Raw genomic sequence first — 16880 nt, forward strand, 5'->3', positions numbered from 1 at the left:
TAAGCCCACTGGCGCAAATGTGGTGCCACGCCGCTTCGCTGATTTTAGCCCTGCGCGATAGAGCGTAGGTGCTGGCGCAGGACGCGATCAATGTGAACTGGGCGGCCGCTAAAAGTCTGCGGTCAAAGTAACGCCAACCACTCGGGAGTCGCCTGCGGTGTTGGAATCATCCAGTCGCCTTCGTGTCAGGTATTGGCGATCAAACAGGTTCCTTGCATACAGGTGTGCAGACCAGTGTTTCATGCGGTAACCAATGCGGGCATTGACGATGAAGAACGAGTCGGAGATCTGAGCCGGATCGTTGAAGATGCTCAGGAAAGACTGGTCGGTAAAGCCGCCATCAATATCGAGATCAAATCGGTTGGTGAAGCGGTGGGCCACACCCACCGAGCCCGTCCACCGCGGGGCTTGCGCGAACTCGTTTCCTCGAAGGTTTTCCGGTTCGCCCGTGAGCTGATTGGCCGCGATAAAGTCCGATAGTTCGGTGACCGCGTACGCAGCCGTAAGGTAGAACTCTGTATTGGCGGTCGGGGCGTAGGTCGTCTCGAGCTCAACGCCATAAAGCTTCGAGCTGCCCGCGTTATCCGTCAGCTGATCCAGGAAAGTCCCGGAGGGCCCGGGCACAACAACCTGCTGATCTTCCCAGTCGGTATAGTAGACATTCGCGTTGGCAGTCAGCGCGCGGTCGAGAAACTGGGAACGCAGGGCAAACTCGTAGGTTGTGGTGAACTCCGGGTCGAATTCATTGAGCCCCCCGGTGAGCAGGGTTTCCGCGCCGCCCGCTCGGTAGCCGCGCTGAACGGTGAAGCTGCCGCTCAAGTCTTCGTGCCAGCGGTACAGAATGCCCACCTTTGGCAAAAACGCATCGTAGTCAGCCTCCAGCAGCTCAGCCGGTAACGGCGGCAGCTCGAACAGCGGCGGGTCCAGGGTCAGCGTGCCATCGAGCAGGCTCTCCTGTTCCTCTCGGTCGAAACGGGCGCCGACCGTGAGCATCCAGCGGTCGTTGAGGTCGATCTCGGCCTCGCCGAAGACTGCGAGGTTGGTGATCTCCGAGTCCTCAGTGCTGTTGGAGGTGACCGTCACGCCAGGCGGGACCGGCAGAAAAACAAAGCCCGGAAAACTGGCGCCAAAAAGCTCATCATTCGTTCGCTTCGAGTAGAAAACGCCGACGTTGGCCCGAACGCGCTCCCCACCGTAGCTGGCGCCGGCCTCAAAGGAGGTGGTGTCCGCGACAAAGCTCAAACCGCCGGTCAGCGGGAGCGGGTCGACGGGCGCCGGCGAGATGAGCTGAAAGAAGTCGTTTTCGACGTAGGCTGCCTCCAGGTCGATATTCCAGCGGTCATTGACTTCATACCTAGCGCGCAGTGAGTACTGCTCATTTTCACCCTGGCCCTCCAGGGTGCCCGTGGACGCAATTCTTTCCTGTGGAAAGGGTGCTTCGTCCACCCGGAATCCGGGAAAGCTGTTATCTGCGCGGACGTAGGCGGCAATAATATCGAGCTGGTCGGTGGGTTGGACCCGAAACTTCAGGCGATAGGTGTCGAGCGACCGATCGCCCTGCTCCTCGCCGGTAAACGCGTTGCGGATGTCGCCCTCCGTTTCATAACTCTCTACGCTGAGCCGGATCGCCGCCCGCTCCCCGAGCGGGACGTTGACGGCCGCCGCGTAACGCCGCTCGTCCAGCGTTCCCTGGTCTACCCGCAGCTTGAATTCCTGACCAAAAATTGGGTCAGCGGACCGGATATGAATGGCGCCGGCCAGCGCGTTTTGGCCGGTTTGTGTGGACTGGGCGCCTCGGAACACTTCGACCTGCGCCAGATCCCAGGTGCTGATTGGACCGCTCAGCAGCGATCGTTCCGGAGGCAGACTTGCGCCGTCCACCATGATGTTGATTGTCGAGCCGGATCCGGCGCCACCGATTCCACGGCCAGAGACGCCCCTGATTGTGAATCCCAGCCGAGTTCCGGTCACGGTAACGCCCGGCGTTCGGTCGATAAGGTCGAAGAGATCGCGGCCCACGTCCCGATCTAGCTCCTCACCGGTGTATAGGGAAATACTGGACTGTGTGTCCTGCAGCGAACGGTTGATCCGCTCGCCGTACACCGTCAACTCAGCCAGCTTGTATCGTTCGGGCACGGTGTCAGGTTTTGACACGCCGGCGCCCGGGCTGACGGAAAAATCCACGTCGTTGATCGATGACATGATCAGCCCCGAACCCTCCAGCATGCGCTCAAGCGCTGCCTGCGCGGTGAACGACCCCGCGACAGCTCGGCTTTGCATGTCTCGAATGGCTGAGCCGCTGGCGGCGACCTGCCGCTGCGTCGCCCGCGCAAAGGCGTTCAGGGCGTCGGCCATCGGCTGGGCAGGAATATTCAGCTCGAAAATCTCCTCTTGCGACGGTTGGGCCAAGACCGCAGGCGGAACCAAGGCGCCTAGAAATGTCAGCAGCAGCGCCGCAGCGTGCAGGATTTGCGGTGCAGGTAGTTTGAGCAAGTTGCCTCTCCTTTGGGTGCTATGGCGCGTCTGCGAAGGGTTCTCGAAGCGCGGGGCCATAACACGGTAGACGGGCGTCGATGGGGGTACCCGTAAAGGCGTTGAGCGTTGGTCAGGGGCGGGTGGGTCTCGGGCGTGAGATAACCAGTATGTTTGGCCTTTCGGTGCGGGCCGCCAGGCCCTCAGCCTGGATCACCGACAGCAGCGCGGCGTCGGCTCGATCGATAAAGAAGGTGCCGCTGACCGTGGCTCCGGTATCCCACAGGCGAGCCGTATCCAGTCGGTAGGAGGTGTACGGTTCCAGAATCTCGAGCGCCTCCAGCAGCGGTCGGTCTCGCAGGACAATCACGCCATCGCGCCACGTACCCAATTCCTCTGGGTTGAGGTCGATGATCTCGACGGACTGGTCCGGGGCGACATTGGCGCCCTGTGCCGCGCGAAGCGCGATAGGCTGGTTGCGGAGCGCCGTGAGCACCTCAACGGATCCTTCCATGACGCTGACGGTGACGCCGCTTGCGCTCTGCCGAACCACAAACTCCGTTCCCGTGACGCGGGTTGTAACGCTGCCGGTTTTAACGAACAGCGGTCGGTCTGGGTCTTTTGTCACGTCAAAAGCGGCCTGACCACGCTTTAGCTCAATGGTTCTTGCATCATCGGTGAAGCTAACGGTCACCTCGGTGCGCCAGTCGAGCCACACGGTGCTGTCGTCATCCAGCGTGAGCTGTTGGCGTTGCCGAGGGCCCGTTTCGAAGCGACTGGTTTGTGGCTGCGGCGCCGCCGCTATCGGCGCCGTCGCGACCGGGTCTTCCGGAGCAACCAGAACGGTGGCGAGCACAACCGCAGCAACGGCAATACCTGCCAGCGGGGCCACGCTCCGTTCGGATCGCGCCCATGCAACACCCAGCCGCATTGACCATCGCTGCCGGCGCGTCAGCGCCGGGCGCGTCAGCTCGGGCACAACTGCAGCGAATCGCTCGGCGGCGACTGCCGCCCGCTCGTGGTCAGGTGACTGTGCTCGCCAGCTGGCCAGCGCCCGGCGGTTGTCCTCAGACGGAGTCGCTTTCGCTGCTTCGAGAAGCGCAAGCGCCTCAGCACGTAGGCCGTCGTCAGAATGGGAGGTTGGCACTATGGACATCCACTGTGCACCGAAAGCAGCTTTAACTATACCGATAAACGACTGTCAGCAAGGGCAGCCGTAAGGCGGATGTTAGTTACCGAGGGTTTCAACCTCGACCGCCGCCAAACACCGGCGCCGGGCTTTAGTCAGGCGCTTTTCCACGCTCGACACGTGAACATGAAACCGCTCGGCGATGGCGCGCTGGGTTAACCCGTCGAGGTAGTGAAGGCGAAACATCTCCGCCGTAAGCGCTGGCAAGTTGCTGAGCGCACCCTGGATCTGCGCGAGCGTTAGCGCCAGCTCCGGCGACTGTTCAAGGCCCGCTGTCTGCAGCTCCGCCTGCGATTCGTAATCCGCTCGAACGTTTCTTGCGCGGTGCTGGTCGATGGCGGCATTCCGAACGACTCGCTGGAGAAAGTGTCCCGGCTCCTGAACCGTCGGTGGCCGTCTTAACAGCTTTTCGGCCACGGTCTGCAGCAGATCGTCAGCGTCCGCCTGATTGTTGGCGAGACGCTTCGCATAGCGACCGATCGACAGTTCGCGGAGCATGTCAAAAAGACCGTTATTGGTCGTATCTGCGTCAGACGACAACGAGACTGGCCTTGAAGCGGAGGACGGTAACGGTTGTAATTCAATTGAGAAGCATTTGCAATATAGCTTGGAAGGAGCTCCAGCTGCGGCCTCCTCGCGAATCAGCGAGGGAAGTCGCCGAGCATGAGTAAGCGGACTGCCATGACTGATATCCACAAGAAGATGTTCCCGAAACGGCCAGGCTGCGCCGCGGCCTGTATGAATGACTGAAGCCATGTCCGTTATTGTCAGCATTTTTTTGACCGTTCTCTCGGCTGTCGCCATCCACGCAAGCGTGCGCTACGCGACTGACAGGAGGCGCCGGGGGCTCGCGCTGCTCGGGCTGTTGAGTCTTGGCGTGGCGTTCTACTTTGGTCGGGCGCTTGGCGGATTTTGGTCCGGCTTTTACACGCTGCTTGCGGTCTTTATGCTTGCTACCACCATTTCCCCCTGGGCCGATATGCTGCTGAGGGAACGTCGTGGTCGCTAGGTCGTTTGTCGCGGTTTTACTGTCGGCGCCGGCGACGGTGGCGCTGGTTGGGCTCTTTCTGGTTGCGACCCCGCCCGTCGCCGCGCTTAGGCTGCCTTCCCTCCTGATGGTTTTCCCGCTCTGGATTGCCATTGCTTGCCTGAGTTACCTAATTCCAACGGCCAAAAAGGCCGCGGCGGTTCTCATTGGGATTTCTGTGGTGGGTTTTGGGTTGATTGAAGTCTTAAAAATGACAACGGTTGGTGGCGCATGAAATCACTCACGCTCAAGACGTTTACCAGCGTGCACACGTGGACGGGCCTGGGGGCTGGGCTGGCGCTGTTCATCGCCTTCTATACCGGTGCGATGACCGTTTTTTTCCACGAGCTGGAGGAGTGGGACAGCTACTCCAGCGTTGTTGTCGACGAGCAGGACTACGCCATCGCGCAGACGCTGATCGATCGGGTGCTCGAGGTCGATCCGGGCGCGGCGGAGAATTTTCGCGTCTATCCATCGTCAGCTGAACATCCCGGCCATGAGCTGCACTGGTTTGAGCGCCAGGACAATGGTGAGTTTGAGCGCTACGAGTACCGGCTCACGGCGGGCGGAGAGCTCAACACGGAAAAAGACAACGCCCATCTGGCCGGCTTTATCTATCGGCTGCACTATACCGCTGGGCTCCCGTCCAGCTTTGGGCTCTACGTGCTCGGCATCATCTGTTTGATTTACGGCATCGCCATCGTTTCGGGCCTCGTCATCTTCATTCCAAACTTTCTGAAAGATCTGCTGGTCATTCGTAAGGGCAAGAACAAGAAGCGGTTCTGGCTCGATACCCACAACGTGGTCGGCGTGATCTCACTGCCGTGGCACTTTATGTTCGCCTGGAGCAGCGCGCTGCTGGGGATCGGCATATTTTTCCTGGCTCCGTTCCAGCTTGCCGTCTTCGAGGAGGACCTGCTAGAGCTGATTGGCAGCGAGCTGGGCGTCGTTGCGCCGCTGGAGGCCAGCGGTGAGGCTGCGCCGATGATTTCTTTTGCTGAAGTCATGGCGGCCGCTGAAGAACATCTGCCCGGCATGGTGCCGCGTCAGGTCCGCTATACCAACGCCGGCGATGGTAACGCCACGGTCAATGTTTTTGGACGGGTGAACGAAGGAACCCTCTCGGCCAACGCTGGCGTCATGCTGAACGCGTCAACCGGCGAGCTACTCAGCATGAATCATCCGGCTGACGCCGGCGTTGGCGGCACGATGTATAGCGGACTGCTTTCCCTGCACTTTGTCGATTTTGGGGGCTTTACAGCGAAATGGGTCTATTTCTTTCTCGGTCTCGCGGGTGCTTACCTTTTCTATTCGGGCAACCTGCTCTGGGTTGAAACGCGCCGGCGCCGTAGAAAAACCGAGCAGCCGGGCACGGGGTATTTCCTTGCGCGGCTCAACAGCGGCGTGTGTATCGGCTGCATGGCTGCCGTCTCAGCAGCTTTCCTGGCCAGCCGCGGAGTGGCCGAACTGCCGAATCGGGCTGAACTGACAGAGCTGGCGTATTACGTCGTATTTCTCGCCGCAATCGCCTGGGCGTTCTTTCGATCGGTAGCCAATGGGGCCCGGGACCTGCTTTACCTGGCGGCCGTGTGTTCAGCCGCTATCCCGGTTTTCGACGCCGTGTTTATCGGCATGCCGATCTGGAGCAGTCTCGCCGGCGGCCACTGGCCGCTGTTCGCCGTGGATTGCCTGGCCCTTGCCGGCGCGGTGGCCTTTTGGCGCATGGCGCGAGGCGTACATCGGCGGTCTCGCGAAGGCGATCCTAACAGTGTCTGGATCAACGCCCCTCGGGCTTCGCATGCTTCACTACCCGAGGTAACCAGCCCCAACCCGTCTGCATAAGGGTCAGACAAGATCCGAAAGGCTAAGCAACTATCGGCGTAGGTTCTGGGGCACTCTTGAGGCTTGCCCCAAAGAATCAGACCATCACCCGCACTTGGAGTAGCCGCAGGCCAGGCAGGTCTCGCAGTTGTCCATTACGACCATCGCTTTGGTGTTGCATTTGCTGCAGAGCGTGGCTGACTCGGGATAGTTTTCGCCGTCGGCAGACGGTGCGGCTTGCGCGGCGGCAGCGGCGTCCTTGGCTTCGATTTCCGCTCGCTTCTCCGCCAGCATCGCTGCCTGGGCGGGGTCCTCTGGCTCATCCTTGATCAGGCCGATCACGCGCATGTGGTGCTCCACCACTGCGCCGATCTCTGCCACCAGCGAAGGCATGAACTTGCCGCCAGTCTTGAAATAGCCGCCGCGAGGGTCGAATACCGCCTGAAGCTCGGAGGTCAGGAACGTGACGTCCCCGCCTTTTCTGAACACGGCTGACATCACGCGCGTCAGGGCAACGATCCACTGAAAGTGATCCATGTTCTTCGAGTTGATAAAAATCTCGAAGGGCCGTCGGGACTCGTGCTCGGTTCCCTTGTTGAGGATGATGTCATTGATGGTGACGTACAGGGCGTGCTCATCCAAGGGCGTGCGAATCTTATAGGTGGCGCCCTCCAGGCAATCAAACCCGTCCGGGCGCTCGACCTTTTCGGTCATGCGGATCACTTCGGCGCCGCTGTTGGTTTTCTCTTTGGCAGTGGTATCGGGCTGAGACTCGGATTCCGGGGTCAGAACTTCGTAGCCGACAATTTTGCTGGCGATTTTTACAGTCATGGTTTTACTTCCGGTGTTTCATGCTGCGGCCGGAATGGCCGGCCGCAGCTGGTTGATTGCGTGAGGTTAAGCGGCGCCGACTAAAACTTACCGTAATAGCCTTCTTTCAGCGCATCAAACAGATTGGCCGCGGAATGGGTTTCACCGTCGTACTCAATCTCTTCGTTGCCCTTAACCTCGACCGTGCTACCGTCATCCAGCGTGAAGCGGTAGGTCGTGTTCTCCAGGTCGTCTTCTTTGACCAGCACACCCTGGAACGCCTCGGGATTGAAGCGGAACGTGGTGCATCCCTTCAGCCCTTTCTCGTGTGCGTAGGTGTAGATCTCCTTAAAGTCTTCATAAGGATAATCGGTGGGCACATTGGCGGTTTTGGAGATGGATGAGTCCACCCACAGCTGGGCTGCCGCCTGGATGTCGACGTGCTGCTTAGGAGTAATGTCATCAGCGGTGATGAAATACTCCGGCAGGCTGTTCTCGGGATCATCGCTGAACGGCATCGCGTCATCGTTGATCAGCGACCGGTAGGCCAGCAGCTCGAACGAATACACCTCCACCTTTTCTTTGGTCTTGCGCCCTTCCCGAATCACGTTCCGGGAATAGTGGTGGGCAAAACTCGGCTCGATGCCGTTTGACGCGTTGTTGGCCAGCGACAGAGAGATTGTCCCGGTCGGCGCAATCGACGTGTGGTGGGTGAAGCGGCAGCCTTCCTCGGCAATCGAGTCGACCAGCTCCGGCGCCACCTCCGCGACACGCTGCATGTAGCGGCTGTAGCGAGCGTGAAGCACCTTGCCGGGAATCTTGTCGCCGAGCTTGTAGCCGTCGCGCATCATTTCCGGGCGCTTGCGCAGCATCTCTGCGTCCACCGCAAAAAGCGTGTCCATAATCGGCGCCGGCCCTTTCTCCCGGGCGAGCTCAACGCCCGTTTCCCAGCCCGCCAACGCCATCTCCTTGGAGACGGTCTCGGTGAATTCGACCGATTCGGGTGATCCGTATTTCATGCCCAGCAGCGTGAGCGTTGAGCCCAGCCCCAGGAAGCCCATGCCGTGGCGGCGCTTGTGGCGAATCTCTTCTTCCTGCTGGCTTAACGGCAGGCCGTTGATCTCGACCACGTTGTCCAGCATCCGCGTAAAGACGCGGACCGTCTCCCGGTACTCGTCCCAGTTGAACTCGGCTTTGTCGGTGAACGGGTTTTCGACAAACCGGGTCAGGTTGACCGAACCCAGCAGGCAGGAGCCATAGGGCGGCAGCGGCTGCTCACCACACGGGTTGGTTGCCCGGATGTTTTCGCAGAACCAGTTGTTGTTCATCTCGTTGACGCGGTCGATCAGGATGAAACCGGGCTCGGCAAAATCGTAGGTTGAGGACATGATCATGTCCCAAACCCGCTGCGCTGGTACCGTCGAGTACACCTTACAGGCCACGAGGCCCAGGTCGTTCCGGACGTATCCCTTCTCCAGCGGCCAATCGCGCCAGACCACCGCCTCCGGATCGGTGAGATCGACGTCATCCGCTTCTTTTTCCAGAATCGGAAATACCAGCGGCCACTGCGCGTCCGTTTTCACAGCCTCAATAAAGTCGTCCGTGATCAGCAGCGAAAGGTTGAACTGCCGCAGCCGGCCGTCTTCCCGCTTGGCCCGGATGAACTCGCGGACGTCTGGATGAGACACGTCGAACGTCGCCATCTGCGCGCCGCGGCGGCCGCCGGCGGAGGAGACGGTGAAACACATCTTGTCGTAGATATCCATGAACGACAGCGGGCCGGACGTGTAGGCGCCAGCGCCCGAGACGTAAGCGCCGCGGGGACGCAGGGTGGAGAACTCATAGCCGATGCCGCAGCCCGCTTTCAGCGTCAGGCCGGCTTCATGGACCTTGTCCAGGATGCCGTCCATCGAATCGGTAACCGTCCCCGATACCGTGCAGTTGATGGTCGACGTTGCGGGCTTGTGCTCTAGCGCGCCCGCGTTGGAGGTGATCCGGCCGGCCGGAATGGCGCCTCGTCGCAGGGCCCACAGAAACCGCTCGTTCCAGTAGGCGCGCTTTTCTTCCCCTGACTCAACGTCTGACAGCGCCTTGGCGACCCGTTTATAGGTTTCATCGATCGACGCGTCGATCTCCTCGCCGGTTTTGCTCTTCAAACGATATTTCTTATCCCAGATATCAACCGACGCGGGCTGAAAAGCGATGTCGGACACGCCATTAGGCACGGCCTCGAGACGGACGCTGCTCATTTTTCGGACAATTCTCCCTGAAGCCCCACAGACCGGGGCAACACTATCTCTAGTTATTTATTTGAGTTATAGACACAAGATGTTGTGTCTTGGCCCCACAGTAGTCCTGAGGGGGCTAATTGTCAAATTATATTTATTCAATAAAAACAGATAGATAGAATTTCTTTGCAGAATCTTATTGAAAGAATCAGGGGCCGCCTACGGAGAATCAATCACTTAGCGGAAATACGCCTCGTCGGAAGCCGATCCGGGCATTATGCCCGGATCAATCTCACGATTTTGTGGTCCCAGTAAGGGTCATTTTCCAGGTAAGACGCCCATGTTTCGCAGCATTTCTGCCATCGTTATTTTGCTGATTCTGTCCTCCGCCGGCCAGGCCCAGGCCGTTTTACCGGCGGCGGTTGACGGTCAGCCGCTCCCGTCGCTGGCGCCGGTACTGGAGCGCGTCACCCCGGCGGTGGTCAACATCCATTCCCGCACTCGGGTGAAGGTGCGCCAGCCATTCGGTGACGATCCGTTTTTTCGACGCTTTTTTGGCATGCCGCGAGAGCGCGTCAGCCAGAGCCTGGGCAGCGGTGTGATTGTCGACGCTGAGGCAGGCCTGGTGCTCACCAACAACCACGTGATCGATGGCGCCACCGAGATTCAGGTCACGCTACACGACGGACGCACCTTTGAGGCTGAGCTGGTGGGGACCGACGCGGCCACCGACGTGGGGTTGATCCGGATTCCGCCCGAAGACCTCCTGGCGCTGCCGCTGGCCACCGACTTTAATCTGAGGGTGGGCGACTTTGTGCTCGCCGTGGGTAATCCGTTCGGCCTCGGTCAAACGGTCACCTCAGGCATCGTCAGCGCCCTGGGTCGGCGCGGGCTGCGGGGCCTGAACTTCCAAAACTTCATTCAAACCGACGCGTCGATCAATCCGGGCAACTCCGGCGGCGCGCTGCTGAACCTTCGCGGTGAGCTGGTGGGGGTCAATACGGCGATTTTCTCCCCCAGCGGCGGCAACGTCGGCATCGGCTTTGCGATCCCCGCCGACATTGCCGCCAACGTCATGAGTGACCTGGTTGCGTTCGGCGCCGTCCGCCGAGGCCAGCTGGGCGTCACCCTGCAGGCATTGAACCCCGAACTGGCGGAGGCCCTGGGCATGGGTAAGAGCGCTTCGGGCGCGGTGATTACCAAAGTGCGTAAGGACTCTCCGGCGGAGCGTCTCGGCCTGGAGGAAGGTGACGTGATCGTCGCCCTCGGGGGTGAAGCCGTCACCGACCCCGACGGGTTCCGCAACGCTGAGGGGCTGGTGCCGGTGGGGCAGGAAGTGCCGCTGACGGTAGTTCGCGAAGGCGAAACCGAAGAGCTGACGGTGGTGCTGGAGGAGACCGCGCTGACCGAAGTGGACGGCAGCGTGCTGCATCCGCTGCTGAGTGGAACCCGACTTCGGCAGCTGGACGGTGAGCTGGCTCAGCGGGTCGGCGTGGAAGGCATCGTGTTTACCGAGCTGTCGCGGCGCAGCCGCGCGGCGCGCGCTGGCCTGAAGCCAGGCGATCTCGTGCATCGGGTCAACCGCAAGCCGGTGGCGACCATCGCCAATGCACAAGAGGAAATGGACCCGGATTCTGATTCGCTGGTGCTCAGCGTGCTGCGGGGCGGCCGCAGCTATCTGGTGGTGATCGAGTAGGCTGCTTACTCGGGCTCAAGGACTGTCGACGACAATTGTGAGCCTGGGGCGAAACGGCGTGGTACATTAGAGGCGTCGCGCGTGGGGGTTCGCGCGGCAAACCACTTGACCGTTTCACGAGAACAGAGCCGGGTCTGCAGAAGCCCGGCTGGAGCGTACATGACATCAGCAGCTCGTTTCGCTGCCCGTCTGGCTTTTGTTGCGCTGTTCAGCAGCGGTTGCTGCCTGGCTCAGGGCCTGCAGATTGCTGCGGACCCAGCCAGCGAACAGGCTTTCTTGTCCAGCTTGATCGAATACAGTGCCGGGCGCAGCGGCGCCAGCTATGAGCTTGAGGTGGTGCCCACCGAGCTTGGGCTGCGCAAGGCCGCCACGGGCGAGGTGGACGTCGCCGGCACCTCGCGAGCGGCGCGACGCGACGATCGTCAGGAGCGCCAGGTCGAGGTGTTTCCCGTTGCCTGGGACGCACTCGTGGTCATCGTGCACCCGGAAAACCCGATTCTGAATATCCGGCTGCAGCAGCTGGCGGATATCTACCAGGGCTCGCTCACTCGCTGGGATCAGCTGGGGGGAGAGCGCGTCGCCATCGATCTGCTCGCGCACGAAAACTCGCTCGATGGTGTGGCTTTTAACCTGGGTGACCTGATTCTGCGTCAACCCGGGGCAACGCTGGCAGCGACCCGGCGGTTCAAGACCAGCGAAGAGATTATCGCGGCGGTCGAAAGCGAGCCGCGGGCGCTCGGCGTGGTCAACTACTCTGCTGCGCGTAAGCGCCGGCTCAAGCTGCTGCTGGTTGAGGGTGTTGCCCCCGCGATCAGCAATATCCAAAGCGGCGATTACCTGCTGTATTTCCCAATGTACCTGGCGATTCGAAGCGACGCGGTAAATCGGCGGGACATTCGGCAGTTCATTCGGATGGCAACCGGCACCGCCACCCGCCGGATCCTGCGCCGCAACGGCGTGGTGCCTTACAACGACGGGCTGGGGCTGGCCTCGCGGCAGTTCGAACGCACGCGCCTGCTCAACGGGCTGAAGTCCAGCCAGTAACGCACCCAGCACCGCGATGCCCATCAAGGCCCTTTCCTTTGACCTGGACGACACGTTCTGGCCGATTGCTCCAGTCATCGAGCGTGCGGAGCGACGGATGCAGCAGTGGATCGTGCGACGACACCCCGATCTGGCGCCGAGGCTCGACCCGAAGGTGCTGCGAGAGCTTCGTGAGTCGGTGGCCACCGACCATCCCCACCTGGCCCACGACCTGTCGGCGATGCGCCGGATGACGCTGAGCCTGGCCATGCGCCCGGCAGGTTGTGATGAGAAAGACGTGGAGTCAGCGTTTCAGGTGTTCTGGTCCGCGCGGAACGAGGTCCAGCTTTTTCCCGATGTCCGGCCGACTCTGCGGGCGCTGCACCCGGCCTACCGCCTGGTGACCATCACCAACGGCAACGCGGACATGCATCGGATCGGGCTTGGCGAAGTGTTTGAGCATCACGTGAGGGCCGCTCAGGTCGGCGTGGCCAAGCCGGCGCCTGCGATCTTTGAGCACGCCCTGGCGGCGCTGGAGCTCGCGCCCCACGAGGTGCTCCACGTCGGGGACCATCTCGAAGCAGACGTTGCCGGCGCGTTGCGGGTAGGTATGCGGGCGGTTTGGCTCAATCGGGAGCAACGGTCCGGTGGGCTGCAGCAGGTTCCGGTCATACGATCCCTGACAGAGCTGCCGGAGCTGTTGGAAACGCTGTAGGCGACACTGAGTTTCGGCGGCTAGGCACAAAGTCGGGATTTTACCTTCGGTCGACGGCGCCAGGCCGCCAACGCTCGGCGACGGCGTTGCTCGGCTTGGCAAGCAAGGGCCACTGCCAGCACAATAGGTCTAGGAAGCCGATAGCGCTTCACACCTCGGCAGGCACAGTCTCCGCTCGCGCCGCTTCACAGGGATCGATAATGACCATCATCAAGCTACAAACGCTGACAGAAACCGAATTCCCGTCGTGGCTTAACAACCAGTCGCCGAAGGTTCAGTCCTGGGCCAAAGCTGCGGGATTCACCGGTGGCAGCGGCCAGACGCTCCTGCTGCCCGACGATGACGGCACCGTGTCCAGCGTGCTGTGCGGCGCAGGCGGCGGGCGAGACCTGTGGACTCTCGGTGGTGTCAGTCAGAAGTTGGGGGGCGGTCGCTACGAGCTGGACGAAGACTGGGATGAACCTTCGACCCGCCAGATGGCTGTGGGGTTTCTGCTCGGCCAGTATCAGTTTACTCGGTACCTCAAACCGAAAGACTCGTCCGTTGAGCTGGTGCTGCCCGAAGCCTGGGCCGAGGAGGTGGAGTGCCAAGTGCAGGCGACAGCGCTGGTTCGAGACCTCGTCAACACGCCGGCCGAACATATGGGGCCAGCGGAGCTCGCGCAAGCCACAGAGGCGCTGGCTGAGGATTTTGGTGCCGACGTCGAACAGGTGGTCGGCGATGAACTGCTCACGCGTAACTATCCAGCGATCCACATAGTTGGACGGGCCGCGGAACAGAAGCCGCGGCTGATCAGGCTCCGCTGGGGCAAGCCCAGCGATCCGCTGGTTGTGCTGGTGGGCAAGGGAGTCTGCTTCGACAGCGGCGGCCTCAATATGAAAAACGGCGCCGGCATGGCCCTGATGAAAAAGGATATGGGGGGCGCGGCGCACGTGCTTGGCGTCGCGCGGCTGATCATGCAGCACAAGCTGCCCATACAGCTAAAGGTGCTGATTTCTGCGGTAGAGAACGCGGTCTCCGGCAACGCCTATCGACCTGGGGACGTCATTGCGACACGCAAAGGCAGCAGCATCGAAATCGGCAATACCGATGCCGAAGGGCGCCTGGTGATGTCGGACGCGCTAACCCTGGCCTGCGAGATGTCCGCTGAACTGATCATCGACTTTGCCACCCTGACGGGAGCCGCCCGGGTCGCTATGGGTCCCGACGTCCCGCCGTTCTTCACCAATCACGATGGGGTGGCGGAAGACCTGCTGGCGGCGAGTGCTGCCGTGCAGGACCCGCTTTGGCGTCTGCCGCTCTATCAGCCGTATCGAGAGATGCTGAAGTCTTCGGTCGCTGATATGAACAACGTCGGTGGCTCTGCTTTCGCCGGCTGCATCACCGCGGCGCTTTTCCTCGAGCATTTTGTAACGGACAACATTCCATGGGTACACATCGATACGTACGCCTGGAACCAGGCAAACCGACCCGGCCGTCCCAAAGGGGGTGAGGCCCTCGGTATGCGCGCGGTGTTTGAACTGCTGCGGAAGCGTTACGCGCCACCCAGCTGAAGCGGCTGGCGCCGAGATTTCGGTGAAAAAGCTGCACGGGCGCCGCTGCGGCGCCCGTGCGTCGATCAGTTGGTGATCGTTTCCGGAACCCGCTTCTCGGTGAGAGCTGCGGTGCGCTGTCCTTCGCCGGTCAGGCTGATGATGTCGCCCAGGATCCGTACGGTTTCGTTGAGCAGAACGTCGGGCGCGTCGTCCTCATAGTCGTTGGCGGTTTCCAGCTCGGCGTTCAGTGCCTCAGGCGGAATATCCGGGTTGGTGGTCGAGAGCAGCTTGACGTCGTCGCTGGCCGACTTGGCAAAAGCCTCGCGGGCGGCCTTGCGAACGGTCCGCAGCTCCTCTTCCTTTTCGAGCTCCGCCCGGCGCGCCTCTTCGAGCAGCGATACCCGGGTCTGATCTCGGGCTTCGCGCATGGTGGCGATGTCTTCCAGTAGATACTTAAACTCGGCGTCGTTCTCCAGCCGCTCCTGCGAGCGCTGCTCCACCACGGGCAGGATGCCGGTCAGGTCGTCGTAGATTTTGTAGCGTGTCGGCGGAATGCTGGTCCAGGGCAGGGCGTTGTCCAGCGAGCTTTCACCGTACTTGTCCTCGATGCCGGCGGTCGGGAAGATGATGTCAGGAATCACACCCCGGTGCTGGGTACTGCCACCGTTAACCCGGAAGAACTGGGCAATGGTGAGCTTCAGCTGGCCAAATTTCGGATCGTCACCTTTACCGTAGCGGTCGAGGTTGATCAGGTTCTGCACCGTGCCTTTGCCGAAGGTCGGCTCACCGATGACCACGCCACGACCATAATCCTGAATCGCTGCGGCGAAGATCTCAGACGCGGAGGCGCTGTGGCGATTTACCAGCACAACCAGCGGGCCTTCCCAGGCAGCGCCGCGGTCACCGTCGGTCTCGACGTCGATTTTTCCGCTGGAATCGCGAACCTGCACAACCGGGCCCCGATCGATAAACAAACCGGTCAGGTCGGTCGCCTCGGCCAGCGAGCCGCCGCCGTTGTTGCGAAGATCCATCACGATGCCGTCGACACCTTCGTTCTTGAGCCCGGCAATCAGCGCTCTCACGTCGCGCGTCGAAGAACGATAGTCCTCATCGCGGCGGGCGCGTGCGGCAAAGTCGAGGTAGAAAGCCGGCAAGTCGATCACGCCGATCCGGTGCGTGCTGCCCTGCCACTCGATTTCGAAGGTGCTGCTCTGGGCGGCCTGCTCCTCCAGCTTCACCTTGTCGCGAACCAGGCCGATGTTGACCGGCTGGCCGTCGATGCCGGTTTCCGCCGGAATCACTTCAAGGACCACCTCGGTGCCGGAGGTTCCGCGGATCAGTTCCACGACATCATCCAGGCGCCAGCCGACGACGTCGGTCGCTTCTTCGCCCGGCGTTTCGGTGACCGAGATGATGCGATCGCCAACCTTCAGCCGGCCGTCTTTGGAGGCCGGGCCGCCGGGCACAACGCGGCGGATGGTCGTGTATTCGTTCTCGCGCTGCAGCACGGCGCCGATGCCTTCGAGCGACAGCCGCATGGAGATTTGAAAGTTCTCTGAGCTGCGGGGCGCCAGGTAGCCGGTGTGGGGCTCGATCGAGAGCGCGAATGCGTTCATGTAGTACTGGAAGACGTCTTCCGAATCCAGCTCAGAAACGCGCCGGTCGAGGTTTTCATAACGCTGACGCAGGACGTCGTTGGCGCTCTCCTCTTCCTTGTTGGCCAGACGAAGACGCAGCATGTCGTTCTTCACTCGCCGCCGCCAGATGTCGTTCAGCTCAGTTTCGGTCTTGGCCCAGGGTGCTTCAGATCGATCGAGCTCAAGCGATTCGTTGATCTCGAAATCGAACGGCTTTTCGAGCAGCGCGGTCGCAAATTCGATCCGCTCGTTCACCCGTTGAGCGTAAACGTTGAAGATGACAAAAGCCGCTGACAGATCCTGCTTTTTCAGCGCGTCGTCGAGGACCGTCCGGAAAGCTTCGAACTGACGGACGTCTGAATCCATAAAGAACACCCGATTAGGGTCCAGGCTTTCCAGGTAGCGATCCAAAATCGCTGACGACAGCGTGTCGTCGAGGCGGGTCTTCTTGTAGTGCGCGCGCGTCAGAAAGGTGGTTGCCCAACGGCTGGCCTCGAGCTGGTTTGGTTCGGGCTGCAGCGTCAGCGGCCGCTCGGGCGTTTTGGCCGTTGCGACGCCGGCGACCAGCAAGGCGATGCTAAGCGTTGCGGTCAGCCGAGCGGCAAGCCGATTAGCCAGTGAGATGGCACTTGGGGCGGTGTTCTTGACGCGCGTCATTCAGTTCTCCTTGGTACGCCGGGGAACTGGCACTCCGGCCAGCGGTTCCTTTAGGACCACAAAAGATACC

12 protein-coding genes are annotated in these 16880 nt (G+C 61.1%); 6 read left to right on the top strand and 6 right to left on the bottom strand.

Annotated elements, in window-relative coordinates; translation table 11 throughout:
* Positions 1-108: 108 nt before the first annotated feature.
* The 3 genes from AAF358_01530 to AAF358_01540 form a co-directional block, all read right to left on the bottom strand.
* Positions 109-2493: a TonB-dependent receptor gene (locus AAF358_01530; GenBank protein MEM7704201.1), complete on the bottom strand. Its 2385-nt coding sequence runs from the start codon at positions 2491-2493 to the stop codon at positions 109-111.
* Positions 2494-2605: 112 nt separating this feature from the next.
* Positions 2606-3619 (bottom strand): FecR domain-containing protein, encoded by a 1014-nt coding sequence (locus AAF358_01535; GenBank protein ID MEM7704202.1) that lies wholly within the window; start codon positions 3617-3619, stop codon positions 2606-2608.
* 81 nt (positions 3620-3700) lie between these two features.
* Positions 3701-4201, bottom strand: a complete 501-nt coding sequence (locus AAF358_01540) for a sigma-70 family RNA polymerase sigma factor (protein ID MEM7704203.1) — start codon at positions 4199-4201, stop codon at positions 3701-3703.
* A gap of 202 nt (positions 4202-4403) precedes the next feature.
* Between AAF358_01540 and AAF358_01545 the strand changes: the two genes are divergently transcribed.
* Both AAF358_01545 and AAF358_01550 read left to right on the top strand, forming a co-directional pair.
* A complete protein-coding gene (locus AAF358_01545; GenBank protein ID MEM7704204.1) occupies positions 4404-4670 on the top strand; it encodes a hypothetical protein in 267 nt (88 codons plus the stop codon).
* 249 nt (positions 4671-4919) lie between these two features.
* Entirely contained in the window at positions 4920-6530 is a 1611-nt protein-coding gene (locus AAF358_01550) for a PepSY-associated TM helix domain-containing protein (protein MEM7704205.1), read from the top strand.
* A gap of 84 nt (positions 6531-6614) precedes the next feature.
* Here AAF358_01550 and AAF358_01555 read toward each other — a convergent pair whose 3' ends face one another.
* Together AAF358_01555 and AAF358_01560 are read right to left on the bottom strand one after the other, a co-directional pair.
* Positions 6615-7340 (bottom strand): NrdJb, encoded by a 726-nt coding sequence (locus AAF358_01555; protein ID MEM7704206.1) that lies wholly within the window; start codon positions 7338-7340, stop codon positions 6615-6617.
* Between the two features lie 80 nt (positions 7341-7420).
* Positions 7421-9568: an adenosylcobalamin-dependent ribonucleoside-diphosphate reductase gene (locus tag AAF358_01560; GenBank protein ID MEM7704207.1), complete on the bottom strand. Its 2148-nt coding sequence runs from the start codon at positions 9566-9568 to the stop codon at positions 7421-7423.
* Positions 9569-9887: 319 nt separating this feature from the next.
* Between AAF358_01560 and AAF358_01565 the strand changes: the two genes are divergently transcribed.
* From AAF358_01565 to AAF358_01580, 4 genes are all read left to right on the top strand, one after another.
* The gene (locus tag AAF358_01565) at positions 9888-11243 is read left to right on the top strand and encodes a Do family serine endopeptidase (protein MEM7704208.1); all 1356 of its coding nucleotides are present in this window, start codon (positions 9888-9890) and stop codon (positions 11241-11243) included.
* A 159-nt stretch (positions 11244-11402) separates the two neighbouring features.
* Positions 11403-12287, top strand: a complete 885-nt coding sequence (locus tag AAF358_01570) for a substrate-binding domain-containing protein (protein ID MEM7704209.1) — start codon at positions 11403-11405, stop codon at positions 12285-12287.
* Between the two features lie 16 nt (positions 12288-12303).
* Positions 12304-12981 (top strand): HAD-IA family hydrolase, encoded by a 678-nt coding sequence (locus AAF358_01575; protein ID MEM7704210.1) that lies wholly within the window; start codon positions 12304-12306, stop codon positions 12979-12981.
* Positions 12982-13181: 200 nt separating this feature from the next.
* Positions 13182-14534 (top strand): leucyl aminopeptidase family protein, encoded by a 1353-nt coding sequence (locus AAF358_01580; protein MEM7704211.1) that lies wholly within the window; start codon positions 13182-13184, stop codon positions 14532-14534.
* A 65-nt stretch (positions 14535-14599) separates the two neighbouring features.
* Here AAF358_01580 and AAF358_01585 read toward each other — a convergent pair whose 3' ends face one another.
* Positions 14600-16810, bottom strand: coding sequence for a carboxy terminal-processing peptidase (locus tag AAF358_01585; protein MEM7704212.1), 2211 nt, complete (start codon positions 16808-16810; stop codon positions 14600-14602).
* Positions 16811-16880 lie beyond the last annotated feature (70 nt).

The sequence above is a fragment of the Pseudomonadota bacterium genome, from assembly GCA_039033415.1.
GTDB lineage: Bacteria > Pseudomonadota > Gammaproteobacteria > Xanthomonadales > SZUA-38 > JANQOZ01.

What these genes read in the sequence shown, in the direction of transcription:
- AAF358_01560 (MEM7704207.1), bottom strand. Translation starts at nt 9,568, where the DNA reads ATGAGCAGCGTCCGTCTCGAGGCCGTGCCTAATGGCGTGTCCGACATC.
- AAF358_01575 (MEM7704210.1), top strand. Translation starts at nt 12,304, where the DNA reads ATGCCCATCAAGGCCCTTTCCTTTGACCTGGACGACACGTTCTGGCCG.
- AAF358_01570 (MEM7704209.1), top strand. Translation starts at nt 11,403, where the DNA reads ATGACATCAGCAGCTCGTTTCGCTGCCCGTCTGGCTTTTGTTGCGCTG.
- AAF358_01565 (MEM7704208.1), top strand. Translation starts at nt 9,888, where the DNA reads ATGTTTCGCAGCATTTCTGCCATCGTTATTTTGCTGATTCTGTCCTCC.
- AAF358_01580 (MEM7704211.1), top strand. Translation starts at nt 13,182, where the DNA reads ATGACCATCATCAAGCTACAAACGCTGACAGAAACCGAATTCCCGTCG.
- AAF358_01550 (MEM7704205.1), top strand. Translation starts at nt 4,920, where the DNA reads ATGAAATCACTCACGCTCAAGACGTTTACCAGCGTGCACACGTGGACG.
- AAF358_01585 (MEM7704212.1), bottom strand. Translation starts at nt 16,810, where the DNA reads ATGACGCGCGTCAAGAACACCGCCCCAAGTGCCATCTCACTGGCTAAT.
- AAF358_01555 (MEM7704206.1), bottom strand. Translation starts at nt 7,340, where the DNA reads ATGACTGTAAAAATCGCCAGCAAAATTGTCGGCTACGAAGTTCTGACC.
- AAF358_01545 (MEM7704204.1), top strand. Translation starts at nt 4,404, where the DNA reads ATGACTGAAGCCATGTCCGTTATTGTCAGCATTTTTTTGACCGTTCTC.